Here is a 24,058-nt window from a genome sequence, read left to right on the forward strand (position 1 = left end):
CTCACGCCGGCTGAGCCTCGGCGGCTTCGGACGGCGGCTCGGCGGCGCGCAGCGCGAGCTGCTGCTGGCTGGCACGGTGTTCCTCGCCCCAGCGCTTGAGCGCGTCGATCACCGGGCGCAGCCGCTCGCCGGTTTCCGACAGCGCGTATTCCACCCGCGGCGGCACCTCGGCGAACACCTCGCGGGTGATCAGGTCGTCGTCTTCCAGGGCGCGCAGCTGCTTGGTCAGCATTCGCTGGGTGATGCCCGGCATCCGCCGGCGCAGCTCCCCGAACCGCAGCCGGCCGTCCTGCAGATGGTACAGGATGACGCCCTTCCACTTGCCGTCGATCAGGTCGAGCGTCACCTCGACCGAGCAGCCCGGCGCACAGGCAAAGTTGCGACGTTTCATGCGGAGTGGCCCAATAGTATCCGATCGGTGACTATATCCCCGAAACGACAGTACTTGCAATAAAGGCCGGTGAAGGCGACCTTGCACGGCGACAAACGTCCCTGCACGGAGCCCAACCATGAAAGCTGTCGGCTACACCAAGAGCCTCCCGATCGAAGATCCCGAGGCGCTGCTGGATCTGCAACTGCCCACGCCCGAGCCGGGTCCACGCGACCTGCGGGTGGCGGTGAAGGCGATCTCGGTCAATCCGGTCGACTTCAAGGTGCGCAAGCGCGCCGCCCCGCCCGCCGGCGAACACAAGATCCTCGGCTACGACGCGGCCGGTGTGGTCGAAGCGGTCGGCGCCGAGGTGACGTTGTTCAAGCCGGGCGACGAGGTGTTTTACGCCGGCTCGATCCAACGGCCGGGCACCAACGCCGAACTGCATCTGGTCGACGAGCGCATCGTCGGCCGCAAGCCGAAGACGCTGGGCTTTGCCGAGGCCGCGGCGCTGCCGCTGACCTCGATCACCGCCTGGGAATTGCTGTTCGACCGGCTCGGCGTGGTGCCGAGCAAGGCGTTCGATCCGCGCACGCTGCTGATCGTCGGCGGCGCTGGCGGCGTCGGCTCGATCCTGATCCAGCTCGCGCGCCGCCTCACCGGGCTGACCATCATCGCCACGGCATCGCGGCCCGAAACACGGCAGTGGTGCCTCGACCTCGGCGCCCACGCGGTGATCGATCACTCCAAGCCGATGAAGCCGCAGGTCGACGCGCTGAAGCTGCCGCCGGTCGCGCTGATCGCCAGCCTCACCGGCACCGAGGGGCACTTCGCCAGCCTGATCGATATCCTGGCGCCGCAGGGCAAGATCGGCCTGATCGACGATCCGGCGGCGCTGAACCCGATGCTGCTGAAGCCGAAATCGGCGTCGCTGCATTGGGAAGCGATGTTCGCCCGCTCCTCGTACCAGACCGCCGACATGATCGCGCAGCACGATTTGCTCGACGAAGTCGCCGGCCTGATCGACACCGGCGTGCTGCGGACAACCCATCAACAGACCTTCGGCACCATCACCGCTGCCAACCTGAAACGCGCCCACGCGCTGATCGAAAGCGGCAAGTCGGTTGGCAAGGTCGTGCTGGAGGGGTGGGGTTAGGCGCTCTTCAACGAGCGCCGTGCCCGCGTCGCCCTCACCCCACCCCTCTCCCGCAAGCGGGAGAGGGAGCACGCTGCCGACGTGGCGGGGCTGCGGATGAACGCGGCGTAGGATTGCTGTTAGTTCGGAAATTGTGACGGGATCATTTCATCCGCTCCGAATGCGGCGAGCTCCCTCTCCCGCTTGCGAGACCTCTGCGAAACTTGTTGATTTGGCGAGTTGGCAGCTGGAGGGGTGATGGCGTGATGCGATTTGGCTGCGAGCGGCGGTTTCGGCCGCCGTGGCCGGAGATTGGTCAGCGGATGGCGGCTGCGGTTCGCAGGTTGTAGGCGATCGAGATTAGATCGAGGTGGAATGCGTTGGCGGTGATGCCGGCGTAGCGCATGCGGGTGAAGCCGTAGCGGCCTTTGAGTTGCGAGAAGGTCCGTTCGATCGCCTGCCTCACGCGCCCGATCAGCTTGTTGCGTACGGCCTGCCATCGCGGCAGCGTCTTCTGGTGTTTGTTGCGACGATGCTGGATGCGATCCTTGATGCCACGAGCTTTGAGGGCTTGGCGGCGCGCACGCTTCTCGTAGGCCTTGTCGGCATAGACCGCCTTCTCGTCGCCGAGGACGAGATCGTCGGCGACTTGGCTCTCATACGTCTTCGCCCCGGTCAGTTTGCGGGCCCGGATCAGCCCCGATCCCTGATCGATTGCGATGTGCGCCTTGTAGCCGAAGAACAGCTGGCGCTTGGGGCCCTGCCTTGTCCAGTTGGCTTCCGGATCGTGTGACGAGCGGCTCTCGACCTCGCGCGGGGTCGATCCCGAGGCAGGCGTCCGCCCTGAACTTTGAACCAGGGTTGCGTCGATCAAAGTCCCTGTCTTCAAGACATATCCAGCCGCTTCGAGCTGCCGGAGAACTTCCTGAAACAGGGCGTCTCCCAGGCCGGCCTGCTGCAAGGCATTGCGAAACCGGCAAAGCGTCGTCTCGTCGGGTGTCTGCGCATCCAGCGCGAACCCGCAGAAGCGCCGGAACGAAACTCGGTCGAGCAGGGCCTCTTCGAGACCGGGGTCGGACAGTCCGTACCACTGCTGCAGCAACAAGGCTTTGAACATTGTCAGCGGCTCGTAGGGCGGCCGACCGGTCTCGCCCGGCCGCACCTTCCGGATCAGGACGGCAAGACGGCCCCAATCGAGCAGGCCCGAAATGCGCTCCAGCCGCTCGTTGCGCCCAAAGCCCGCCGGCAGCAAAGCCTCAATGAAACTGTCCTGCGCCATCCCGTTCACCTCCGACTAAGCGCAAGTGAATCACATCTGGATAGAACAGTCAGGTTTTGCAGAGGTCTCGCTTGCGGGAGAGGGTTGGGGTGAGGGCTGCCGCGGGCAGTGACTCCAGAACCTCCCCTTCTCACTACGCGATCGTCTGCAGCAGGCCGCCTTCGGCCCGCAGTGCGGCGCCGTTGGTGGCGGCGGACTCCTTGGAGCTGACATAGACCACCATGTTGGCGATCTCCTCGACGGTGGCGAAGCGCTGGATCAGTGAGCCGGGGCGATGCTGCTTGATGAAGTTCGCTGCGGCTTCGCTCTCCGACTGGCCGTTCTGCTTGGCGAGATCGGCTACGAAGGTCTGCACACCCTCGCTCATCGTCGGCCCCGGCATCACCGCATTCACCGTCACCGCGGTGCCACGCGTGAGTTCGGCGAGGCCGCGCGAGACCGAGAGCTGCGCGGTCTTGGTCATGCCGTAGTGAATCATCTCCTGCGGAATCATCAGGGCGGATTCCGAAGCGATGAAGACGATGCGGCCCCAATTGCGCTTCAGCATTGCGGGCATATAGGCGCGCGACAGCCGAACGCCGCTCATCACGTTGACGTCGAAGAAGCGCTGCCAGTCTTCGTCCGGAATATCGAAGAACGGCTTCGGCTCGAAGATGCCGGTGTTGTTGATCAGGATATCGACGTCGGGCTGGGCGGCGACCAGTTTGGCGCAGCCGTCCGCGGTCGAGACGTCGGCCGCCACACCGCTGACCTTGCCGCCCTTGGCGACCTTGGAAACTGCGGCGACCGCTGCGTCGACCTTGGCCTGGCCGCGGCCGTTGATGACGACATTGGCGCCGGTCGCGGCGAGGCCCTTGGCGATGGCGTGGCCGATGCCGGCGGTCGAGCCGGTGACGAGCGCGGTCTTGCCGGAAAGATCGATCTGCATGGAGTGCTCCCGTTTTCAATCATCAACGCGATGACGGAAGTAACCATCCGGACCGCTGATCGCCAGCGCCAGACACGAGGACGTGCGCCCTCACCCACCAGCCGTCATCGCCCGCGAAGGCGGGCGACCCAGTATCGCAGAGCCTTCATGCTCATCACCGGCGCTCTGGAATACTGGATCCCCGCATCCGCGGGGATGACGTAGGGATAGAACTTATGCCGCAACGAAAAAGGCGGCGCCTTGCGGCACCGCCTTTTGAAAACTCAGACTGGAAGGAAGCCGCTTACGCCGCTTCGGCTTCGCTGCTGTCCTGCGTCGGGCCAGAATCCTTGCCCTTGGCGTCTTCGTCGCGGTCGACGAATTCGATCACCGCCATCGCGGCATTGTCGCCGTAGCGGAAGCCGGCCTTGATGATGCGGGTGTAGCCGCCGTTGCGGTCGGCGTAGCGCGGCGCCAGCACGTCGAACAGCTTCTTGACCTGCTCGATGTCGCGCATTTCGGCGATCGCCTGGCGGCGCTTGTCGAGGCCGCCCTTCTTGCCGAGGGTGACCAGCTTCTCGACGATCGGCCGCAGCTCCTTGGCCTTCGGCAGCGTGGTGACGATCTGCTCGTGCTTGATCAGAGCGGCGCACATGTTGGCGAACATCGCCTTGCGGTGTTCGGCCGTGCGGTTGAGCTTCCGATGAACCTTGCCGTGCTTCATGTTGTCAGTCCTTCACTCGATGATACCCGACGGTTCGTCGGAGTTGCAGGCGGGCTACCTGCGTTCGCCCTGGTGGAGCCTCACCCTTCGAGAGCGGCAGCGCCGCTCCTTCAGGCCGAGGAAGAGGCCTCATGGCGAACCATGAGGCCGAGTTGCTTAGTAGTGATCTTCGAAGCGCTTAGCGAGCTCGTCGATGTTCTCCGGCGGCCAGCCCGGCACTTCCATACCGAGATGCAGGCCCATCTGCGCCAGCACTTCCTTGATCTCGTTCAGCGACTTGCGGCCGAAGTTCGGGGTGCGGAGCATTTCCGCTTCCGACTTCTGCACCAGGTCGCCGATGTAGACGATGTTGTCGTTCTTCAGGCAGTTCGCCGAACGCACCGACAGCTCGAGCTCGTCCACCTTCTTGAGGAAGGCCGGGTTGAAGGCGAGATCCGGAATGATCTCCTGAGTGACTTCCTTGCGCGGCTCTTCGAAGTTGACGAAGACGTTGAGCTGATCCTGCAGGATGCGGGCGGCGAACGCCACCGCGTCTTCCGGCGAGATCGCGCCGTTGGTCTCGACCGTCATGGTGAGCTTGTCGTAGTCGAGGATCTGGCCCTCGCGGGTGTTCTCGACCTTGTACGACACCTTCCGGACCGGCGAGTACAGGCTGTCGACCGGGATCAGGCCGATCGGCGCGTCCTCGGGACGGTTGCGCTCGGCGGCGACGTAGCCCTTGCCGGTGTTGACGGTGAACTCCATGCGGATCTCGGCGCCGTCGTCCAGCGTGCAGAGCTGCAGGTCGGGGTTCAGCACGACGATGTCGCCGACGGTCTGGATGTCACCAGCGGTGACGACGCCCGGACCCTGCTTCTTCACGACCATCCGCTTCGGGCCTTCGCCCTGCATCTTCAGCGAGATGTCCTTGATGTTCAGCACGATGTCGGTGACGTCCTCGCGCACGCCGGCGATCGAGGAGAACTCGTGCAGAACGCCGTCGATGTGGACCGACTGCACCGCCGCGCCCTGCAGCGACGACAGCAGCACGCGACGCAGCGCGTTGCCGAGCGTCTGGCCGAAGCCGCGCTCAAGCGGTTCGGCGACCAGCGTCGCGAACCGGGTGGCATCGCTCCCGGGGGTAACCTGGAGCTTGTTCGGCCGAATCAATTCCTGCCAATTTTTCTGGATCGTCACTGTGTCACCTTCCTGGCCAGGCGATCGAAGCCGGGGCCCCGGCGCATCGCTGCTAGCATTGGAAACTGCGGATCAATCCGCGGGAAACAACGAATGGAATCGCCGGCGGGGTGAACACCGCCGGCGAACAAAACTCAGACGCGACGACGCTTACGCGGACGGCAACCATTGTGCGGGATGGTGGTGACGTCGCGGATCGAGGTCACCGTGAAACCCGCCGCCTGCAGCGCGCGCAGCGCCGACTCACGGCCCGAACCAGGGCCCGCCACCTCGACTTCGAGGGTGCGCATGCCGTGCTCCTGCGCCTTCTTGGCGACGTCCTCGGCCGCGACCTGCGCAGCGTACGGGGTCGACTTGCGCGAGCCCTTGAAACCCATCGTGCCGGCCGACGACCAGGCAATCGCATTGCCCTGTGCGTCGGTGATGGTGATGGTGGTGTTGTTGAACGACGAATTCACATGCGCGATGCCGGAAGCGATGTTCTTGCGCTCGCGACGGCGAATGCGGGTGGCGTCCTTGGCCATAGTCTACCTTTCTACGTGATCTCAACGCCGCCGTAACGCCAGCGGCTCCACCGAAACGACGAATGGCGAACAACGAGTGGCGAATAGGGGAAGTCCCCTACTCGCCATTGGCCATTCGCAACTCGCAAACTTACTTCTTCTTGCCCGCGATCGCCTTCGCCGGACCCTTGCGGGTGCGGGCGTTGGTGTGGGTGCGCTGACCGCGCACCGGCAGGCCGCGACGATGACGCAGGCCGCGATAGCAGCCGAGGTCCATCAGACGCTTGATGTTCATGCCGGTCTCACGGCGAAGGTCACCCTCGACCAGATAGTCGCGGTCGATCACTTCGCGGATCTGCAGCACCTCGGCGTCGCTGAGCTGATTGACGCGACGATCGAGCGGGATCTTCACCTTCTCCAGGATGTCGGCCGCGTTCTTCTGACCGATGCCATGGATGTACTGAAGCGCGATCAGGACGCGCTTGTTGGTCGGGATATTCACGCCGGCTATACGGGCCACAGACTTCTCTCCTGTCACCGGCCAAAGCCGGTCAATTCCTTGCTCTCTCGGGCGGCGTTCACAAACGCGAACACGACGCCGACCCCTCGCTCAGTTTTGGGGCCCGGCATCGTCTGAAACCTATCCGACGGGATATCGGGCCTTATTAAAGGATTCAGTTTCGCTTCGTCAACCGAATCCCAATTCAAGCTCGCTTCTTCGTGACCTTTTTGGCCTTCTTGTTGCCGCGCGCCGGGACCTTGGCAACCGCCTTGGCCTTCGAGGTCGCGGCGGCCTTTTGGGTCGCCTTCTTGCCAGCCGCCTTCTTACCGGCTGCCGGTTTGGCCGTGCCCTTGGCGGCCTTCACGACTGCCTTGGCGGCCTTTTTGCCAGCCTTTGCAACGGCTTTGGCCGCTTTTTTCAGACCGGCCTTCGCGGTCTTGCCGACCGCAGCCTTGCCTGCCTTGGAAGCGGCCGGCTTGCCGGCGGCCTTCTTGGCAACGGTGGTCTTGCCTGAAGCCTTCTTGCCAACCGTCTGTTTGGCCGACGACTTCTTAGCTGAAGCCTTCTTGGCCGAATCGGCCTTCGCACCCGACTTGGCGGCGGGCTTTGCCGCGGCCTTCTTCGGAGCCTTGGCCTTGGTTGCAGCCTTGGACCCCTTGGCCTTGGTCGCAGCCTTCTTGGCGCCGGTCTTGACCGTGCGCTTGGCGCGGGAGGCCTTGGTCCCCTTCTTGGCATCCGCAGCGCGGACCGCCTCGAGCACCCGGCCGATCTCGCGGGTGACTTCGTCGATCGTCATCATGCCGTCGACGGTCAGCAGCTTGCGCTTCTCGGAATAGTAGTCGACCAGCGGCTCGGTCTGCGCCCGGTAGGCGGACAGACGCTTGGCCAGCGCTTCGGCGTTGTCGTCGGCGCGCGGCTCCTCGCCGCGGGCGCGCATCTCGGCGACGCGGGTCTCGACCCGGTCGAGCAGCGCGCCCTCATTGACCTTGAGCTCAACCACGGCGTCGAGATCGAAGCCCTTGTCCTTGAGCAGACGGTCGAGCGCCTCGGCCTGCGGCACGGTGCGCGGGAAGCCGTCGAGGATGAAGCCCTGCGCGGCGTCGTCCTGATCGATTCGGTCGGAGATGATCCCGATCACCACCTCGTCCGGCACCAGACCGCCGGCCGCCATGATGTCCTTGGCCTTGAGGCCGATCGGCGTGCCGGCCGCGACCGCGGCGCGCAGCATGTCGCCGGTGGAGAGCTGCACGATGCCGTGCCGCTCGACCAGTCGGCCCGCCTGCGTGCCCTTGCCCGCGCCTGGCGGTCCGAGGAGGATCAGTCTCATTTCTTGCGCCCCCGCAACTTCGACTTCTTGATCAGGCCTTCATACTGATGAGCCAGCAGATAGCCCTGCACCTGCGCCACCGTATCCATCGTCACGCTGACGACGATCAGAAGCGAAGTTCCGCCGAAATAGAACGGGACCGAGGCGTAGGAAATCATGATCTCCGGGATCAAGCAGACGATCGCCAGGTAGATCGCACCGACCACGGTGATGCGCGACAGCACGTAGTCGATGTACTCGGCGGTGCGCTCGCCCGGCCGGATGCCCGGGATGAAGCCGCCGTGCTTCTTCAGATTGTCCGCGGTCTCGGTCGGGTTGAACACGATCGCGGTGTAGAAAAACGCGAAGAACACGATCATGCCGATGTAGAACAGCAGGAACAGCGGCCGGCCGTGACCGAACTGGGTCACGATCCACTGGAACCACTCCGGCCCGCTGCCGGCGTTGAAGTTCGCGATCGTGGTCGGCAGCAGCAGCAGCGACGACGCGAAGATCGGCGGAATCACGCCCGAGGTGTTGAGCTTCAGCGGCAGATGCGAGGACTGGCCCTCGAACATCTTATTGCCGACCTGGCGCTTCGGATATTGGATCAGAAGCCGGCGCTGTGCCCGCTCCATGAACACGATGAAGGCGATCACGACGACGGCCATCACCAGCACGACCAGGATCAGTCCGGTCGACAGCGCGCCCTGACGGCCGAGCTCGAGCATGTTGGCGAGTGCCGACGGCAGCTCGGCGACGATGCCGGCCAGAATGATCAGCGAAATGCCGTTACCGATGCCGCGCGAGGTGATCTGCTCACCCAGCCACATCAGGAACATGGTGCCGCCGGTCAGCGTGATCGTGGTCGACAGCCGGAAGAACATGCCCGGGTCCGACACCACATTGCCCGCGCCTTCGAGGCCGACGGCTATACCGTAGGACTGGAACAGCGCCAGGATCACGGTGAGGTAGCGGGTGTATTGATTGAGCGTTTTACGGCCGCTCTCGCCTTCCTTCTTCAGCGCTTCGAGCTGCGGCGACACGGTAGTCAGCAGCTGCACGATGATCGATGCCGAGATGTACGGCATGATGTTGAGCGCGAAGATCGCCATGCGGTGGATGCCGCCGCCGGCGAACATGTTGAACATGCCGAGGATGCCGCCAGCCTGCTGGCGGAACACCTGCTCCCACACGTTCGGATCGATTCCCGGCAGCGGGATGTAGGTGCCGAAGCGGTACACCAGCAGCGCGCCGAGCGTGAACCAGATCCGCTTCTTCAGCTCTTCGGCTTTACCAAGCGCCGAAAAGTTGAGGTTTGCCGCTAGTTGTTCAGCTGCTGAGACCATATCCGGCTTTCTCCCGCGCTGCTCGTCCCGATCCGCCGCCGGATGCGGCGGTCGGGTCGGCGCCGGGCCTCAATTTGGTGCGCGCGTGTCGAAAAATCCACCGTACCGGCGAAGCCGGGCGCCCGCTTTAACAGCGGGCGCTGACGGGGATATTACGCCGCCTCGCCTTCTTCCGCCTTCGGGGCGAGGATCTTCACCGAACCGCCGGCCTTTTCGACCGCGGCGATCGCCGACTTGGTCGCACCGTGCACTTCGATGTTCAGCTTCGCGGTGAGCTCACCGCGGCCGAGCAGACGAACGCCGTCCTTGGCGCGACGCAGAACGCCCGCCTCGACCAGCGCCGCAGCGTCGACCACCTTGCCGGCGTCGATCGCCTTGGCATCCACGGCCTCCTGGAGGCGGTCGAGATTCACTTCGGCGAATTCGAGCGCGAAGATGTTGTTGAAGCCGCGCTTCGGCAGGCGACGATGCAGCGGCATCTGACCGCCTTCGAAGCCCTTGATGCGCACGCCCGAACGCGCGGTCTGGCCCTTGCCGCCACGACCGCCGGTCTTGCCCTTGCCCGAACCGATGCCACGGCCGATCCGCATGCGCTTCTTGCGCGAACCGACGTTGTCGGCGATCTCGCTGAGCTTCATCGCCCTGTCTCCTTACTTCTCGTCGACGACGCGGACGAGGTGTTGCACCTTGCCGATCATGCCGCGAACTTCAGGGGTGTCCTGCAGTTCGGCGACGCGGCCGATCTTGTTCAGCTTCAGGCCGATCAGCGTCTCGCGCTGCGAGTGATGGCGCCGAATCGGGCTGCCGATCTGCTCGACCTTGATCATGTTTGCGGCCTTGGCCATCTCGTTCACTCCGATCGCGTCTTGTCAGAAGACCGCGTGATCGCCCTCGATCACGCTGTTATTCGGCCACCACTTCGGCATCGCCACCGACGCGGCGGGCCTGCAGAGTGGAAACCTTGATGTTGCGGCGCGCGGCAACCGAACGCGGCGAGTCGAGGTGCTTCAGCGCGTCGAAGGTGGCGCGAACCATGTTGTACGGGTTCGACGAGCCGACCGACTTCGCGACCACGTCGGCGATGCCGAGGGTCTCGAACACCGCACGCATCGGACCGCCGGCGATGATGCCGGTACCGGCCGGGGCGGCGCGGAGATAGACGCGGCCAGCGCCGTGACGGCCGGCAATGTCGTGATGCAGGGTGCGGCCCTCGCGCAGCGCGACGCGGGTCAGGTTGCGCTTCGCCGACTCGGTGGCCTTGCGGATCGCTTCCGGCACTTCGCGCGCCTTGCCGTGGCCAAAGCCGACCCGGCCCTTCTGATCGCCGACCACGACCAGCGCAGCGAAGCCGAAGCGCTTGCCGCCCTTCACCACCTTCGCCACACGGTTGATGTGGACGAGCTTGTCGACGAACTCGCTGTCGCGCTCCTCGCGCTCCCTGCTCCGTTCGCGTCCGCCGCGTTCGCGTTCAGCTGCCATGGTGTGTTCCAATCCTTGCGAGGCTCGCGCCCCGATCCTGGTATCCGTTCAAACCGAAATTTAGAAGCTCAGGCCGCTCTCGCGGGCCGCATCTGCCAGGGCCTTGACGCGCCCGTGATACAGATAGCCGCCGCGGTCGAACACGACTTCCTTGACGCCCTTCTCCACCGCACGCTCGGCAACCAGCTTGCCGACGGCCTTGGCGGCGTCGATGTTCGCGCCGGTGTTGCCGGCCTCGCGCATCGTCTTCTCCAGCGACGAAGCCGAAGCGAGCGTCTCGCCCTTGGCGTCGTCGATCACCTGGGCATAGATGTGCTTGGACGAGCGGAACACCGACAGCCGCGGACGGCCGTTGGCGGTGCGCCGCAGCGCAGTCCGGACCCGGTTGGTGCGCCGGGCATTCGTAACCTTCATCTTCGACATGACCGGCTCCGTTACTTCTTCTTGCCTTCCTTGCGGAAGATGAATTCGTCGGCGTAACGCACGCCCTTACCCTTATACGGCTCCGGCGGACGGTAGTCGCGGATCTCGGCGGCGACCTGACCGACCTTCTGAGAGTCGATGCCGGCGACGTTGATCTCGGTCGGCTTCGGCACCGTGATGGTGATGCCTTCCGGGATGTCGTACAGCACGTCGTGGCTGTAGCCGAGCGCGAGCTGCAGCTTCTTGCCCTGCATCGCCGCGCGATAGCCGACGCCGGTGATCTCGAGCTTCTTCTCGAAGCCCTTGGTGACGCCTTCCACCAGATTCGCGATCTGAGCGCGAGCCGTCCCGTACAGCGCACGGGCACGATTGGTCTCGTGCCGCGGCGCCACCTTGACCGCACCGTCCTCGAACTTCACGTCGACGTCGTCGTGCACGACGAACTGAAGCTGGCCCTTCGGCCCCTTCATCTTGACGGTCTGTCCCTCGACGGTCGCCGTCACCCCAGACGGGACCGTGACGGGCTTCTTGCCAACGCGTGACATGGTCGATCCTTCTTAACCCTGCATCATCCGGCGAATTCCCGCCCGGGACGATGCGCCAATTTCCGCTCTTTCGCGCGCCCGGGCCGGACCGTCCGGCCGTTCGCGCTTTCGATTAGAACACCGTGAACAGAACCTCGCCGCCGACATTGGCGTCGCGGGCGTCGTGATCGGCCATGATCCCCTTCGGGGTCGACAGCACCGAGATGCCGAGGCCGTTGTTGACGCGCGGCAAGTTCTTCACCGAGGCGTAAACCCGACGGCCCGGGCGCGACACGCGCTCGATTTCGCGGATCACCGGCTCGCCGTCGAAATACTTCAGCTCGATCTCGAGCTCGCTGCGGCCCGACGGATGCTCGACGGTGGCGTAGCCGCGGATGTAGCCCTCGGACTTCAGCACATCGAGAACGTTGGCGCGCATCTTGGAGCCCGGGGTCGAAACCTTGGACTTGGAGCGCATCTGCGCGTTGCGGATGCGGGTGATGAGATCGCTGATCGGATCGTGCGTAGACATCTGACGACCCTCCCCTTACCAGCTCGACTTCACGAGGCCCGGAACCAGGCCGCGCGAACCGAGATCGCGGATCGCGATACGGCTGAGCTTGTTGAGACGATAGACCGAACGCGGACGGCCGGTGAGGTCGCAGCGGTTACGGATGCGAGTCGCCGACGAGTTGCGCGGCATTTCGGCGAGCTTCAGCGTGGCCGCGAAGCGCTCTTCCATCGGCTTCGACTTGTCGGCGATGATGGCCTTCAGACGCGCGCGCTTCGGCGCAGCGTTCTTGGTCATCTTCTTCCGGCGGTTGTTCTTCTCGATCGCACTCTTCTTTGCCATATCAGGCTCCTGGGTTTCCGCGTTTGAGAGGCTTTTCAGCGTCTCACTGCCGGAACGGGAAATTGAAAGCGGTGAGTAGCGCACGCGCCTCGTCGTCGGTCCGCGCGGTGGTGCACACCGTGATGTCCATGCCCCACGACTCGCCGGTCTTGTCGAAGTCGATTTCGGGGAAAATGATGTGCTCCTTGATGCCGAGCGAATAGTTGCCACGGCCGTCGAAGCTCTTCGGGTTCAGGCCGCGGAAGTCGCGGACGCGCGGCAGCGCGACCGTGATCAGGCGGTCGATGAACTCATACATCCGCGCCTGGCGCAGCGTCACCTTGCAGCCGATCGGCTGATTTTCGCGCAGCTTGAAGGTCGAAATCGCGACGCGCGAATAGGTGATGACGGCCTTCTGACCGGCGATCAGCGACAGATCCGCCGCCGCCTGCTCGGCCTTCTTGCGGTCGTTCACCGCCTCGCCCACGCCCATGTTCAGCACGACCTTGTCGAGCTTCGGAACCTGCATGACGTTGGCGTAGCCGAACTTCTCAGTCAGCTGGGTGCGGATGTGGCGGTCGTATTCCGTGCGCAGCCGCGGAACGTAAGCGGTCTCAGCCATCGATCTCTGCTCCCGAACGCTTGGCAACGCGGACCTTCTTGCCGTCCGCGAGAATCTTGAATCCGACGCGGGTCGGCTTGCCGTCCTTGCCGACGATCGCGATGTTCGACAGGTCGATCGGCGCCTCTTTCGAGATGATGCCGCCTTCCTGGGTCTGGGTCTGCTTCTGGTGACGCTTGACCACGTTGATGCCGCGAACCAGCGCCTTGCCGGCGTCCGGACGGACTTCAAACACCTCGCCGGTGCGGCCCTTGTCGCGACCGCTCAGCACGATCACCTTGTCACCCTTACGGATCTTGGCGGCCATCACAGCACCTCCGGCGCCAGCGAAATGATCTTCATGTGGTTCTTCGCACGCAGCTCGCGCGGCACCGGCCCAAAGATACGGGTGCCGATCGGCTCGGACTGATTGTTGATCAGAACGGCGGCGTTGCGGTCGAAACGGATGACGGAGCCGTCGGCGCGGCGGATGTCCTTGCGGACACGGACCACCACGGCCTTCATCACGTCGCCCTTCTTTACCTTGCCCCGCGGAATCGCTTCCTTGATCGAGACCACAATGACGTCACCCACGGTCGCATACCGGCGCTTGGATCCCCCAATCACCTTGATGCACATGACACGGCGTGCGCCTGAATTGTCGGCCACGTCGAGGTTGGTCTGCATCTGAATCATTGATGCACCTCGTCCTCTCTCTGCTGCGCTATTCGCGCGCTAAACTGATGCGCAAATGCGCGCTTAGGCGGTCTTCTTCGGTTCGCCCCGGACGACGGTCCAGCGCTTCAACTTGGAGATCGGCTTGCTCTCTTCGATCCACACCATGTCGCCCGGCTTGAACTGGTTGTTCTCGTCGTGCGCGTGGTAGTTCTTCGAGCGCCGGATGGTCTTCTTGTAGATCGGGTGAGTGAAGCGGCGGTCGACGCGCACCACGATCGTCTTTTCTTGCTTGTCGCTGACGACCACGCCCTGCAGGGTCCTCTTCGGCATGTCTAAAGGTCCTTACTTCGTCTTGCCGGCGCGCTTCTGCGCGGCGATGGTCTTGATGCGAGCGATGTCGCGGCGAGCCTCGCGCAGCCGAGAGGTGTTCTCGAGCTGACCGGTGGCGCGCTGGAAGCGCAGGTTGAAGCGTTCCTTCTTGAGCGACAGAATCGCGTCGTCCATCTGGTCTTCGCTCATCGCACGGATGTCGGCAGTCTTCATCTCAGCCATGAGGATTACTCCGCGATACGCGCGACGAAGCGCGTCTTGATCGGCAGCTTGGCGGCGGCCAGGGTCAGCGCCTCGCGAGCGATCTGCTGGTTGACGCCGTCGATCTCGAACATCACCCGGCCCGGCTTGACGCGCGCCACCCACAACTCCGGCGAACCCTTGCCGGAGCCCATGCGGACTTCGGCCGGCTTCTTCGACACCGGAAGATCGGGGAACACGCGGATCCAGACGCGGCCGGCACGCTTCATGTGACGGGTCAGCGCACGGCGGGCGGCTTCGATCTGACGCGCGGTGATCCGCTCCGGCTCCATCGCCTTCAGGCCGAACTGGCCGAAAGCCAGGGTCGCGCCCGAGGACGCAACGCCGTGAATGCGGCCCTTGTGCGCCTTACGGAACTTGGTTCTCTTTGGTTGCATCATGGCTTTACGCCCTCAATTCGAATTCTGCGCGATCAGGCGGCGTCGCGGCGCGGACGGGACGAACCGCCACCATCGCCTTCGGCCATGCGCTTGTCCTGGGCCATCGGATCGTGCTCGAGGATCTCACCCTTGAAGATCCAGACCTTGACGCCGCAGGTGCCGAAGGTCGTGAACGCGGTCGCAACGCCGTAGTCGATGTCGGCGCGCAGGGTGTGCAGCGGCACGCGGCCTTCGCGGTACCACTCCATACGGGCGATTTCGGCGCCGCCGAGGCGGCCCGAGCAGTTGATCCGGATGCCTTCGGCGCCGAGACGCATCGCCGACTGCACCGCCCGCTTCATCGCGCGGCGGAACGCAACGCGGCGCTCGAGCTGCTGCGCGATCGACTCGGCGACCAGGGTCGCGTCGAGCTCGGGCTTGCGGATTTCGACGATGTTGATCACCACGTCCGAAGAGGTGATGTCGGCAACCTTCTTACGCAGCTTGTCGATGTCGGCGCCCTTCTTGCCGATCACCACGCCGGGACGCGCCGAGTGGATCGTCACGCGGCACTTCTTGTGCGGGCGCTCGATCACGATACGCGCTACCGCCGCCTGCTTCAGTTCCTTGTGCAGGATCTCGCGGATCTTGACGTCCTCGTGCAGCAGCTTGCCGTACTCGTTCTTGCCGGCGAACCAACGGGAATCCCACGTCCGGTTGATACCCAGCCGCAGCCCGATCGGATTGATCTTTTGACCCATCGAAAGTCTCCCGCGCCTTCGCTTAAGCGCTTGCTTCTTCGACCTGACGAACGACGATCGTCAGCTGCGCGAAGGGTTTGAAAATACGGCCCGAGCGACCACGGCCGCGCGGGGTGAAACGCTTCATCACGATGCCCTTGCCGACGTGGGCCTCGGAGACGACCAGCGCATCGACGTCGAGGTCGTGGTTGTTCTCGGCGTTGGCGATAGCCGATTCGAGGCACTTCTTGACATCGACCGCGATCCGCTTGCGCGAAAACGCGAGGTCGGCGAGAGCCGCCGACGCCTTGCGGCCGCGGATCAGTTGGGCGACCAGGTTGAGCTTCTGCGGAGAGACGCGAAGCATCCTGGCGACAGCCTTCGCCTCGTTATCAGGCAGGCTACGTTCGCGCTTGGGTTTGCTCATCGTCTCGTCCTCAACCCTTCTTCGACTTCTTGTCGCCGGCGTGGCCGTGGAAAGTGCGGGTCGGCGAGAACTCACCGAACTTGTGACCCACCATTTCCTCGTTCACCGACACCGGGACGTGCTTCTGGCCGTTGTAGACGCCGAAGGTCAGGCCGACGAACTGCGGCAGGATGGTCGAGCGACGGCTCCAGATCTTGATTACGTCGTGACGGCCCGACGCACGCGCGGCATCGGCCTTCTTCAGCAGCGAGGCCTCGACGAACGGGCCCTTCCAGACTGAGCGAACCATGTCCGGCTTCCTTACTTCTTCTTCCGCTTGTGGCGGCTGATGAGGATGAACTTGTCGGTCGACTTGTTCGAACGGGTCTTCTTACCCTTGGTCGGCTTGCCCCACGGGGTGACCGGGTGACGGCCGCCCGAGGTGCGGCCTTCACCGCCGCCGTGCGGGTGGTCGATCGGGTTCATGACGACGCCGCGGTTATGCGGGCGACGGCCGAGCCAGCGCTTACGACCGGCCTTGCCGATCGAGATGTTCATGTGGTCCGGGTTGGACACCGCACCGATCGCCGCGATGCAGCGGCCGTGAACCAGGCGCTGTTCGCCCGAGTTCATGCGCAGGATCACGTAGTCATGGTCGCGACCGACGATCTGAGCGTAGGTACCGGCCGAACGGGCCAGCTGGCCGCCCTTGCCGATCTTCAACTCGACGTTGTGCACGATGGTGCCGATCGGCATGTTGCCCAGCGGCATCACGTTGCCCGGCTTCACGTCGACATAGGCACCCGCGATCACGGTGTCGCCGACGGCCAGACGCTGCGGCGCCAGGATGTAGGCCTGCTCGCCGTCTTCGTACTTGATCAGCGCGATGAAGGCGGTGCGGTTCGGATCGTATTCCAGACGCTCGACCTTGGCCGGAACGTCGACCTTGGTGCGCTTGAAATCGACGATGCGGTAGGTCTGCTTGTGACCACCGCCGCGGAACCGAACCGTGATGCGGCCGGTGTTGTTACGACCGCCGTTCGAGTTCTTGCCTTCGGTCAGCCGCTTGACCGGCTTGCCCTTGTACAGCGCCGAACGATCAACCATCACCAGCTGGCGCTGGCCCGGCGTCGTGGGATTAAAGGTCTTCAATGCCATGGTCGGTCCCGCCTCACAGTCCGGTGGTGACGTCGATGCGGTGGCCCTCTTCCAAGGTCACGACCGCACGCTTGACGTCCGACTGCGTGCCGAAGGTGCCGCGGAAGGCCTTGGTCTTGCCCTTGCGCACCAGCGTGTTCACGCTCTTCACCTTGACGTCGAACAGCTTTTCGACGGCTTCTTTGATTTGCGGCTTGGTCGCGCCGCCCTGCACCTTGAACACGACCTTGTTGTGTTCGGACGCCATCGTGGACTTTTCAGTCACGACCGGCGCAACGATCACGTCGTAATGGCGCGGATCGATGGATTTCATTTGAAGCGCGCCTCCAACGCATCGACCGCCGCCTTGGTCAGCACCAGCTTCTTGCGGCGCAGAATGTCATAGACGTTGATGCCCTGAACCGGCAGCACGTCGATGTTCGGGATGTTGCGGGCCGCCGCGGCGAAACCGTTGTTCACCTCGGCACCGTCGATGATCAGCGCGCTCTCGAGGCCGAGGCCCGAGAAGTGACCGACCAGCGTCTTGGTCTTGGCGGCTTCGAGCTCGGCCTTGTCGAGCACGATCAGACCGCCGCCCTTGGCCTTCGCCGACAGAGCATGACGCAGCGCCAGGATACGCACCTTCTTCGGCAGGTCGATGGCGTGCGAACGCACCACCGGGCCGAAGGCGCGACCGCCGCCACGGAACTGCGGAACCCGCTGCGAACCGTGACGAGCACCGCCGGTGCCCTTCTGCTTGTACATCTTCTTGCCGGTGCGCCAGACTTCCGCGCGGCCCTTGGCCTTGTGGGTGCCGGCCTGCCGCTTCGCGAGCTGCCAGATCACACAACGCTGAATGATGTCGGTGCGCGGCTCCAGACCGAAGATCTCGTCGGAGAGCTGGACCGAACCGGCTTCCTTACCCTCGAGGGTGGTGACTTTCAGTTCCATCTCACGCACCTTCCTGCTCGGCGGCCGGCGCTTCCGCAGCCGCATCGCCATTGGCGAGCCGGAACTTGCCCGGCTTCGGCGCATCCGCCGGCAGCGCCTTCTTCACCGCGTCACGCACGCGGATCCAGCCACCCTTGGTGCCGGGCACAGCGCCCTCGACCAGGATCAGCCCGCGCTCGACATCGGTCTGCACCACCCGCAGGTTCAGCGTGGTGACGCGATCGACGCCCATGTGGCCCGGCATCTTCTTGTTCTTGAAGGTCTTGCCGGGGTCCTGACGACCACCGGTCGAACCGATCGAACGGTGCGACACCGACACGCCGTGGGTGGCGCGCAGACCGCCGAAGTTCCAGCGCTTCATACCGCCGGCGAAGCCCTTACCGGTCGAAGTGCCGGTGACGTCGACGAACTGGCCGACGACGAAGTGGTCGGCCTGGATCTCGGCGCCGACCGGGAGCAGCGAATCCTCGGAAACGCGGAACTCCTCGACCTTACGCTTCGGCTCGACCTTGGCGGCGGCGAACTGGCCGCGCTCGGCCTTCGGCATATACACGGTCTTGCGCGAGCCGGAACCGACTTGCAGCGCCACGTAGCCATTCTTCTCAGTGGTGCGGTGGCCCAACACCTGGCAATTGCCAAGCTTCAGCACGGTCACAGGGATATGCTCGCCGGCCTCTGTAAAGACCCGCGTCATCCCGACCTTCTGTGCGATCACTCCGGAGCGCATCGGCGTGCTTCCTGTTCTTTCTGTCCGTTCGATAACCGGACGTTACAATCTCAGAGCTTGATTTCGACGTCGACGCCGGCGGCCAGGTCGAGCTTCATCAGAGCATCGACGGTCTGCGGGGTCGGGTCGACGATGTCGAGCAGGCGCTTGTGAGTGCGCATCTCGAACTGCTCGCGGCTCTTCTTGTCGACGTGCGGCGAACGGTTGACGGTGAACTTCTCGATCCGGGTCGGCAGCGGGATCGGCCCACGCACCTGCGCACCGGTTCGCTTCGCGGTGTTGACGATCTCACGGGTCGACGTATCGAGAATCCGATGGTCGAACGCCTTGAGGCGAATGCGAATATTCTGGCCGTTCATTGCCGTATTCTTTCTTTCGTGTCGCGAATGGTGAGTAGTGAGCAGCGGACGGACATCCGTCCGCCGCCCTCTATTCGCTATTCCCCGCTTACTCGATGATCGCGGCGACGACGCCGGCGCCCACCGTGCGGCCGCCTTCGCGGATGGCGAAGCGCAGCTTTTCTTCCATCGCGATCGGCACGATCAGGTGCACTTCCATCGCGATGTTGTCGCCCGGCATCACCATCTCGGTGCCTTCCGGCAGGTGCACCACACCGGTCACGTCGGTGGTGCGGAAGTAGAACTGCGGACGGTAGTTGGTGAAGAACGGGGTGTGGCGGCCGCCCTCTTCCTTGGTCAGGATGTAGGCTTCGGCCTTGAACTTGGTGTGCGGCTTCACCGAACCCGGCTTGCACAGCACCTGGCCACGCTCGACGTCTTCACGCTTGGTGCCGCGCAGCAGCGCGCCGATGTTGTCGCCCGCCTGGCCCTGATCGAGCAGCTTGCGGAACATTTCGACGCCGGTGCAGGTGGTCTTCTGCGTATCGCGGATGCCGACGATTTCGATTTCGTCGCCGACCTTCAGAATGCCGCGCTCGACACGGCCGGTCACCACGGTGCCGCGGCCCGAGATCGAGAACACGTCTTCCACCGGCATCAGGAACGGCTGGTCGATCGGACGCTCCGGCTGCGGGATGTAGGCGTCGACCTGGCGCATCAGCTCCAGGATCGCGTCGTGACCCAGCTTCGGATCCGAGTTTTCGAGGGCGGCGAGCGCCGAGCCCTTCACGATCGGAATGTCGTCGCCCGGGAAGTCGTACTTCGACAGAAGCTCGCGCACTTCCATCTCGACCAGCTCGAGCAGTTCCGGATCGTCGACCATGTCGCACTTGTTCAGGAACACCACCAGCGCCGGCACGCCGACCTGACGGGCCAGCAGGATGTGCTCGCGGGTCTGCGGCATCGGGCCGTCGGCCGCCGACACCACCAGGATCGCGCCGTCCATCTGCGCCGCACCGGTGATCATGTTCTTCACGTAGTCGGCGTGGCCGGGGCAGTCGACGTGCGCGTAGTGACGGTTCTGCGTCTCGTACTCGACGTGCGCGGTCGAAATCGTGATGCCGCGCGCCTTCTCTTCAGGCGCCTTGTCGATCTGGTCATAGGCCGTGAACGTCGCACCGCCCGTCTCCGCCAGAACCTTGGTGATCGCCGCCGTCAGCGACGTCTTGCCATGGTCGACGTGACCGATCGTCCCGATGTTGCAATGCGGCTTCGTACGTTCAAACTTTGCTTTGGCCATTGCTCTCTCCGTTCAGTCGCGGCTTACACCTGCGACAATCAGGCAAACTTCTTCTGGACTTCAGCCGACACGTTGGCCGGCGCTTCCGCGTAGTGGTCGAACTGCATGGTGAAGTTCGCCCGGCCCTGGCTCATCGAGCGCAGGTTGTTGACGTAGCCGAACATGTTCATCAGCGGCACCATCGCGTTGATCACGTTGGCATTGCCGCGCATGTCCTGACCCTGGATCTGGCCACGCCGCGAGTTCAGGTCGCCGATGACCGAACCGGTGTAGTCCTCCGGGGTCACGACTTCGACCTTCATGATCGGCTCGAGGAGAACCGACTTGCCCTTCTGCAGCGCTTCGCGGAACGCGGCACGAGAGGCGATTTCGAAGGCCAGCGCCGACGAGTCGACGTCGTGGTACTTACCGTCGACCAGCGTCACCTTGACGTCGACCACCGGGAAGCCCGCGACCACGCCCGAAGACAGCACGCTCTCGATGCCCTTTTCGACACCCGGGATGTACTCCTTCGGAACCGCACCGCCGACGATCTTCGACTCGAAGATGTAACCGGCGCCCGGCTCGGTCGGCTCGACCACGAAGCTCACCGCAGCGAACTGACCGGTACCGCCGGTCTGCTTCTTGTGGGTGTAGTCGACTTCGGCCTTCTTGGTGATGCGCTCACGGAACGCCACCTGCGGCGCACCGATGTTCGCGTCCACCTTGTAGGTGCGCTTCAGGATGTCGACCTTGATGTCGAGATGGAGTTCGCCCATGCCCTTGAGGATGGTCTGGCCGGACTCCTGATCAGTCGACACCCGGAACGACGGATCTTCCGCCGCCAGCTTCGCCAGTGCGACGCCGAGCTTTTCCTGGTCGGCCTTCGACTTCGGCTCGATCGCGATCTCGATCACCGGCTCCGGGAATTCCATCTTTTCGAGGATCACCGGGTTGGCGGGATCGCACAGCGTGTCACCGGTGCGAGCTTCCTTGAGGCCGGCCAGCGCGACGATGTCGCCGGCATAGGCTTCCTTGATGTCTTCGCGGTTGTTGGCGTGCATCAGCAGCATGCGGCCGATGCGCTCCTTCTTCTCGCGGGTCGAGTTCACCACGCCGGTGCCGCTCTGCAGGATACCCGAGTAGATGCGGCAGAAGGTGATGGTGCCGACGAACGGGTCGTCCATGATCTTGAACGCGAGCAGAGCGAGCGGCTCCTTGTCGTCCGCCTTGCGCACGACTTCGTTGCCCTTGTCGTCGGTGCCCTTGATCGCCGGCACGTCGATCGGCGACGGCAGGTAGTCGACCACGGCGTCGAGCAGCGGCTGCACACCCTTGTTCTTGAACGCCGAGCCGCACAGCACCGGATAGAACGCACCGGTCAGCACCGCCTTGCGGATCAGGCGCTTGAGGGTCGCCTCGTCCGGCTCGTTACCTTCGAGATACGCAGACATCGCGTCGTCGTCGAGCTCGACGGCGGCTTCGATCATCTTCTCGCGATATTCCTTGGCCTGGTCGAGCAGCTCGGCCGGGATCTCGGCGTCTTCGAACTTCGCGCCCAGCGACTCGTCGTTCCAGACCACAGCCTTCATGCGGACCAGATCGATCACGCCCTTGAAGTTGCTCTCCGAACCGATCGGCAGCTGGATCGCCACCGGCTTGGCGCCGAGGCGGTCGATGATGTCCTGCAGGCACTTGAAGAAGTCAGCGCCGGTCTTGTCCATCTTGTTGGCGAAGACGATACGCGGAACCTTGTACTTGTCGCCCTGGCGCCACACGGTCTCGGTCTGCGGCTCGACGCCCTGGTTGGAGTCGAGAACGCACACGGCACCGTCGAGCACGCGCAGCGAACGCTCGACTTCAATGGTGAAGTCGACGTGGCCGGGAGTGTCGATGATGTTCAGACGCTTGCCGTTCCAGAACGCGGTCGTGGCGGCCGACGTAATGGTGATGCCGCGCTCCTGCTCCTGCTCCATCCAGTCCATCGTCGCGGCACCTTCGTGCACTTCGCCGATTTTGTGGCTCTTGCCGGTGTAATAGAGGATGCGCTCGGTCGTCGTGGTCTTGCCGGCATCAATGTGGGCCATGATGCCGAAGTTGCGGTAGTCCTCGATGGCGTGAACGCGGGGCATAGCGTCTTCCTTGATTCCGTTGCTTCGCCGTTACCAGCGATAGTGCGAGAACGCGCGGTTGGCTTCCGCCATCTTGTGCACGTCTTCACGCTTCTTCACCGCGTTGCCACGGTTGTTCGACGCATCGAGCAGTTCAGCCGACAGCCGCTCGGTCATGGTCTTTTCGTTGCGGCCGCGGGCGGCGGCGATCAGCCAGCGAATGCCCAGAGCCTGACGGCGGGTCGAACGAACTTCGACCGGGACCTGGTAGGTCGCACCACCGACGCGGCGGGAGCGAACCTCAATGGTCGGCATCACGTTGTCGAGCGCCTGCTCGAACACACCGAGCGGCGGCTGCTTGGTCTTGGCTTCGATCAGGTCGAACGCACCGTAGACGATGCTTTCTGCGACCGACTTCTTGCCGGCGTACATCACCGAGTTCATGAACTTGGTGACAATGATGTTCCCGAACTTCGGATCGGGAAGAACTTCGCGCTTTTCGGCGGCGTGACGACGGGACATGGATGCTCTCCCCGCTTACTTCGGACGCTTCGCGCCGTACTTCGAACGGCGCTGCTTACGGTTCTTGACGCCCTGGGTATCGAGGACGCCGCGGAGGATGTGGTAGCGCACACCCGGCAAGTCCTTGACGCGGCCGCCGCGGATCATGACCACCGAGTGCTCCTGCAGGTTGTGACCCTCACCCGGAATGTAACCGATGACCTCGAAGCCATTGGTCAGGCGCACCTTGGCGACCTTACGCAGCGCCGAGTTCGGCTTCTTCGGCGTCGTGGTGTAGACGCGGGTGCACACGCCGCGCTTCTGCGGCGATTGCTGCAGCGCCGGAACCTTCTTGCGCGACTTCTGCACCACGCGCGGATTTGCGATCAGCTGGTTGATCGTCGGCATCTTCGCCTTCACCCTCAAGCTTCGCGCGAAACCGGTCAGTCGGTTTCGCAAATTCGTTCGGAGCTACCCGCTCCAGCGGCCGCCCTGCCCGACCGAACCAATCGTCCGATCACGCAAAGCGAAATCGCGCCAGCCACCCATCGCTGAGCGGAAAGCGCTTCCACGCAACAGAGGACCGCAGCAAAGACCGGGCAGCTTTCCGCTGACCGGTTCCTACCGAGGTCATGCTTCCAAAACCGTCCTTGCCGAGAAAGATCTCGAAAGAACGCTTAATGTCCTGGCATTGCCTGGCTTATGTCGACAGCGTTTGAGCGTCTTGGGTCGAGGGTGGTGCCCGTAAGTCCTTGCAAGGACGGCCCGGGTTGTCCGTTCCGACGTTGGCGACGCTCACCGCCTGTCTTGAAGTGGGCGGGTTGTATCGGCGGACCTATCCTAAGTCAAGGCAAAACCGCTGCCAGATGACGGTTCGGCGACGACTTTTGACTGCCGCTCCGACCGTCATGAAACGCCGATGAAATGGGGCGTTCTGGCATCCCGCTCCGGCCGCGCTGGAGCTCCGATTTCGGCCTCGACGACCGGCTCGCGGGACGCGGATCGGCATCTCGCGGGACCTGATTCATAGAATCGTGAGCAATCGGAAGAGCGATTCCGTACCGACTCGGCGACGGATTCGCGCTCCCTTGGCGTCTCGATTCGAGACAGCAGACCCCCGCTCAGGCCCC

35 protein-coding genes are annotated in these 24,058 nt (G+C 63.9%); 1 reads left to right on the plus strand and 34 read right to left on the minus strand.

The window, feature by feature from the left end; genetic code table 11:
• Position 1 precedes the first annotated feature (1 nt).
• Positions 2 to 391, minus strand: coding sequence for a winged helix-turn-helix transcriptional regulator (locus tag LRC39_RS16540; RefSeq protein ID WP_346294988.1), 390 nt, complete (start codon positions 389 to 391; stop codon positions 2 to 4).
• A 118-nt stretch (positions 392 to 509) separates the two neighbouring features.
• On the opposite strand from LRC39_RS16540, the gene LRC39_RS16545 reads away from it, so the two are divergent.
• A complete protein-coding gene (locus tag LRC39_RS16545; RefSeq protein ID WP_346294989.1) occupies positions 510 to 1,526 on the plus strand; it encodes a zinc-binding alcohol dehydrogenase family protein in 1,017 nt (338 codons plus the stop codon).
• 295 nt (positions 1,527 to 1,821) lie between these two features.
• Here the strand turns inward: LRC39_RS16545 and LRC39_RS16550 are convergent, their stop codons facing one another.
• The 33 genes from LRC39_RS16550 to rpsL all read right to left on the minus strand — a co-directional run bounded on the left by LRC39_RS16550 (position 1,822) and on the right by rpsL (position 23,336).
• Entirely contained in the window at positions 1,822 to 2,784 is a 963-nt protein-coding gene (locus LRC39_RS16550; RefSeq protein ID WP_346294990.1) for an IS5 family transposase, read from the minus strand.
• A gap of 133 nt (positions 2,785 to 2,917) precedes the next feature.
• Complete coding sequence (locus tag LRC39_RS16555; protein WP_346294991.1) at positions 2,918 to 3,712, minus strand: SDR family NAD(P)-dependent oxidoreductase; 795 nt, start codon at positions 3,710 to 3,712, stop codon at positions 2,918 to 2,920.
• A gap of 283 nt (positions 3,713 to 3,995) precedes the next feature.
• A complete protein-coding gene (rplQ, locus tag LRC39_RS16560) occupies positions 3,996 to 4,415 on the minus strand; it encodes a 50S ribosomal protein L17 (protein WP_107345069.1) in 420 nt (139 codons plus the stop codon).
• A gap of 156 nt (positions 4,416 to 4,571) precedes the next feature.
• Complete coding sequence (locus LRC39_RS16565; protein WP_107345070.1) at positions 4,572 to 5,591, minus strand: DNA-directed RNA polymerase subunit alpha; 1,020 nt, start codon at positions 5,589 to 5,591, stop codon at positions 4,572 to 4,574.
• A 134-nt stretch (positions 5,592 to 5,725) separates the two neighbouring features.
• On the minus strand, positions 5,726 to 6,115 hold the full coding sequence (gene rpsK / locus LRC39_RS16570; protein ID WP_011158772.1) for a 30S ribosomal protein S11: 390 nt from the start codon (positions 6,113 to 6,115) through the stop codon (positions 5,726 to 5,728).
• A gap of 130 nt (positions 6,116 to 6,245) precedes the next feature.
• Positions 6,246 to 6,614 (minus strand): 30S ribosomal protein S13, encoded by a 369-nt coding sequence (gene rpsM, locus LRC39_RS16575; protein ID WP_011158773.1) that lies wholly within the window; start codon positions 6,612 to 6,614, stop codon positions 6,246 to 6,248.
• A gap of 184 nt (positions 6,615 to 6,798) precedes the next feature.
• Positions 6,799 to 7,923: an adenylate kinase gene (locus LRC39_RS16580; RefSeq protein ID WP_346294992.1), complete on the minus strand. Its 1,125-nt coding sequence runs from the start codon at positions 7,921 to 7,923 to the stop codon at positions 6,799 to 6,801.
• Entirely contained in the window at positions 7,920 to 9,251 is a 1,332-nt protein-coding gene (gene secY, locus LRC39_RS16585) for a preprotein translocase subunit SecY (protein ID WP_107345072.1), read from the minus strand. The genes LRC39_RS16580 and secY overlap by 4 nt, the downstream gene beginning before the upstream one ends.
• A 152-nt stretch (positions 9,252 to 9,403) precedes the next feature.
• Positions 9,404 to 9,889, minus strand: a complete 486-nt coding sequence (rplO, locus tag LRC39_RS16590; protein ID WP_107345073.1) for a 50S ribosomal protein L15 — start codon at positions 9,887 to 9,889, stop codon at positions 9,404 to 9,406.
• Positions 9,890 to 9,901: 12 nt separating this feature from the next.
• A complete protein-coding gene (gene rpmD, locus LRC39_RS16595; RefSeq protein ID WP_011158777.1) occupies positions 9,902 to 10,096 on the minus strand; it encodes a 50S ribosomal protein L30 in 195 nt (64 codons plus the stop codon).
• Positions 10,097 to 10,154: 58 nt separating this feature from the next.
• Positions 10,155 to 10,730: a 30S ribosomal protein S5 gene (gene rpsE / locus LRC39_RS16600; protein ID WP_011158778.1), complete on the minus strand. Its 576-nt coding sequence runs from the start codon at positions 10,728 to 10,730 to the stop codon at positions 10,155 to 10,157.
• Between the two features lie 60 nt (positions 10,731 to 10,790).
• Positions 10,791 to 11,153 carry a 50S ribosomal protein L18 gene (gene rplR / locus LRC39_RS16605; RefSeq protein WP_107345074.1) on the minus strand — a complete coding sequence of 121 codons (363 nt, stop codon included), beginning with the start codon at positions 11,151 to 11,153 and terminating at the stop codon, positions 10,791 to 10,793.
• Positions 11,154 to 11,164: 11 nt separating this feature from the next.
• On the minus strand, positions 11,165 to 11,698 hold the full coding sequence (gene rplF, locus LRC39_RS16610; protein ID WP_107345075.1) for a 50S ribosomal protein L6: 534 nt from the start codon (positions 11,696 to 11,698) through the stop codon (positions 11,165 to 11,167).
• Between the two features lie 112 nt (positions 11,699 to 11,810).
• Positions 11,811 to 12,209, minus strand: a complete 399-nt coding sequence (rpsH, locus tag LRC39_RS16615) for a 30S ribosomal protein S8 (protein ID WP_107345076.1) — start codon at positions 12,207 to 12,209, stop codon at positions 11,811 to 11,813.
• A 15-nt stretch (positions 12,210 to 12,224) separates the two neighbouring features.
• Positions 12,225 to 12,530: a 30S ribosomal protein S14 gene (gene rpsN, locus LRC39_RS16620; RefSeq protein ID WP_012496648.1), complete on the minus strand. Its 306-nt coding sequence runs from the start codon at positions 12,528 to 12,530 to the stop codon at positions 12,225 to 12,227.
• Positions 12,531 to 12,573: 43 nt separating this feature from the next.
• Positions 12,574 to 13,131 (minus strand): 50S ribosomal protein L5, encoded by a 558-nt coding sequence (rplE, locus tag LRC39_RS16625; protein ID WP_011158783.1) that lies wholly within the window; start codon positions 13,129 to 13,131, stop codon positions 12,574 to 12,576.
• Positions 13,124 to 13,438 (minus strand): 50S ribosomal protein L24, encoded by a 315-nt coding sequence (rplX, locus tag LRC39_RS16630; protein WP_011158784.1) that lies wholly within the window; start codon positions 13,436 to 13,438, stop codon positions 13,124 to 13,126. The genes rplE and rplX overlap by 8 nt, the downstream gene beginning before the upstream one ends.
• Positions 13,438 to 13,806, minus strand: coding sequence for a 50S ribosomal protein L14 (gene rplN, locus LRC39_RS16635; RefSeq protein WP_011158785.1), 369 nt, complete (start codon positions 13,804 to 13,806; stop codon positions 13,438 to 13,440). Before rplN ends, rplX begins: the two co-directional genes overlap by 1 nt.
• A 63-nt stretch (positions 13,807 to 13,869) precedes the next feature.
• Complete coding sequence (gene rpsQ, locus LRC39_RS16640; RefSeq protein WP_013501923.1) at positions 13,870 to 14,118, minus strand: 30S ribosomal protein S17; 249 nt, start codon at positions 14,116 to 14,118, stop codon at positions 13,870 to 13,872.
• A gap of 12 nt (positions 14,119 to 14,130) precedes the next feature.
• Positions 14,131 to 14,340 carry a 50S ribosomal protein L29 gene (gene rpmC, locus LRC39_RS16645; RefSeq protein ID WP_011158787.1) on the minus strand — a complete coding sequence of 70 codons (210 nt, stop codon included), beginning with the start codon at positions 14,338 to 14,340 and terminating at the stop codon, positions 14,131 to 14,133.
• Positions 14,341 to 14,345: 5 nt separating this feature from the next.
• Positions 14,346 to 14,759, minus strand: coding sequence for a 50S ribosomal protein L16 (gene rplP / locus LRC39_RS16650; RefSeq protein ID WP_011158788.1), 414 nt, complete (start codon positions 14,757 to 14,759; stop codon positions 14,346 to 14,348).
• Between the two features lie 32 nt (positions 14,760 to 14,791).
• Entirely contained in the window at positions 14,792 to 15,499 is a 708-nt protein-coding gene (gene rpsC, locus LRC39_RS16655; protein WP_011158789.1) for a 30S ribosomal protein S3, read from the minus strand.
• A gap of 22 nt (positions 15,500 to 15,521) precedes the next feature.
• A complete protein-coding gene (rplV, locus tag LRC39_RS16660) occupies positions 15,522 to 15,905 on the minus strand; it encodes a 50S ribosomal protein L22 (RefSeq protein WP_011158790.1) in 384 nt (127 codons plus the stop codon).
• A 10-nt stretch (positions 15,906 to 15,915) separates the two neighbouring features.
• On the minus strand, positions 15,916 to 16,194 hold the full coding sequence (gene rpsS / locus LRC39_RS16665; protein ID WP_011158791.1) for a 30S ribosomal protein S19: 279 nt from the start codon (positions 16,192 to 16,194) through the stop codon (positions 15,916 to 15,918).
• A gap of 11 nt (positions 16,195 to 16,205) precedes the next feature.
• Positions 16,206 to 17,042: a 50S ribosomal protein L2 gene (gene rplB, locus LRC39_RS16670; protein ID WP_107345077.1), complete on the minus strand. Its 837-nt coding sequence runs from the start codon at positions 17,040 to 17,042 to the stop codon at positions 16,206 to 16,208.
• A gap of 13 nt (positions 17,043 to 17,055) precedes the next feature.
• Positions 17,056 to 17,355: a 50S ribosomal protein L23 gene (locus tag LRC39_RS16675; RefSeq protein ID WP_011158793.1), complete on the minus strand. Its 300-nt coding sequence runs from the start codon at positions 17,353 to 17,355 to the stop codon at positions 17,056 to 17,058.
• The gene (gene rplD / locus LRC39_RS16680) at positions 17,352 to 17,972 is read right to left on the minus strand and encodes a 50S ribosomal protein L4 (protein WP_107346648.1); all 621 of its coding nucleotides are present in this window, start codon (positions 17,970 to 17,972) and stop codon (positions 17,352 to 17,354) included. The genes LRC39_RS16675 and rplD overlap by 4 nt, the downstream gene beginning before the upstream one ends.
• A gap of 1 nt (position 17,973) precedes the next feature.
• Positions 17,974 to 18,699, minus strand: a complete 726-nt coding sequence (gene rplC / locus LRC39_RS16685) for a 50S ribosomal protein L3 (protein WP_107345078.1) — start codon at positions 18,697 to 18,699, stop codon at positions 17,974 to 17,976.
• A 50-nt stretch (positions 18,700 to 18,749) separates the two neighbouring features.
• Positions 18,750 to 19,058 carry a 30S ribosomal protein S10 gene (rpsJ, locus tag LRC39_RS16690; protein ID WP_002712302.1) on the minus strand — a complete coding sequence of 103 codons (309 nt, stop codon included), beginning with the start codon at positions 19,056 to 19,058 and terminating at the stop codon, positions 18,750 to 18,752.
• Between the two features lie 88 nt (positions 19,059 to 19,146).
• Entirely contained in the window at positions 19,147 to 20,337 is a 1,191-nt protein-coding gene (tuf, locus tag LRC39_RS16695; protein WP_107345079.1) for an elongation factor Tu, read from the minus strand.
• A 38-nt stretch (positions 20,338 to 20,375) separates the two neighbouring features.
• Positions 20,376 to 22,448, minus strand: a complete 2,073-nt coding sequence (gene fusA, locus LRC39_RS16700) for an elongation factor G (RefSeq protein WP_107345080.1) — start codon at positions 22,446 to 22,448, stop codon at positions 20,376 to 20,378.
• Between the two features lie 30 nt (positions 22,449 to 22,478).
• Positions 22,479 to 22,949, minus strand: a complete 471-nt coding sequence (rpsG, locus tag LRC39_RS16705) for a 30S ribosomal protein S7 (RefSeq protein ID WP_107345081.1) — start codon at positions 22,947 to 22,949, stop codon at positions 22,479 to 22,481.
• 15 nt (positions 22,950 to 22,964) lie between these two features.
• On the minus strand, positions 22,965 to 23,336 hold the full coding sequence (gene rpsL, locus LRC39_RS16710; RefSeq protein WP_008969396.1) for a 30S ribosomal protein S12: 372 nt from the start codon (positions 23,334 to 23,336) through the stop codon (positions 22,965 to 22,967).
• Between the last annotated feature and the right edge of the window lie 722 nt (positions 23,337 to 24,058).

Source organism: Rhodopseudomonas sp. P1 (assembly GCF_039642825.1).
In the GTDB taxonomy this organism is placed as follows: domain Bacteria; phylum Pseudomonadota; class Alphaproteobacteria; order Rhizobiales; family Xanthobacteraceae; genus Rhodopseudomonas; species Rhodopseudomonas palustris_H.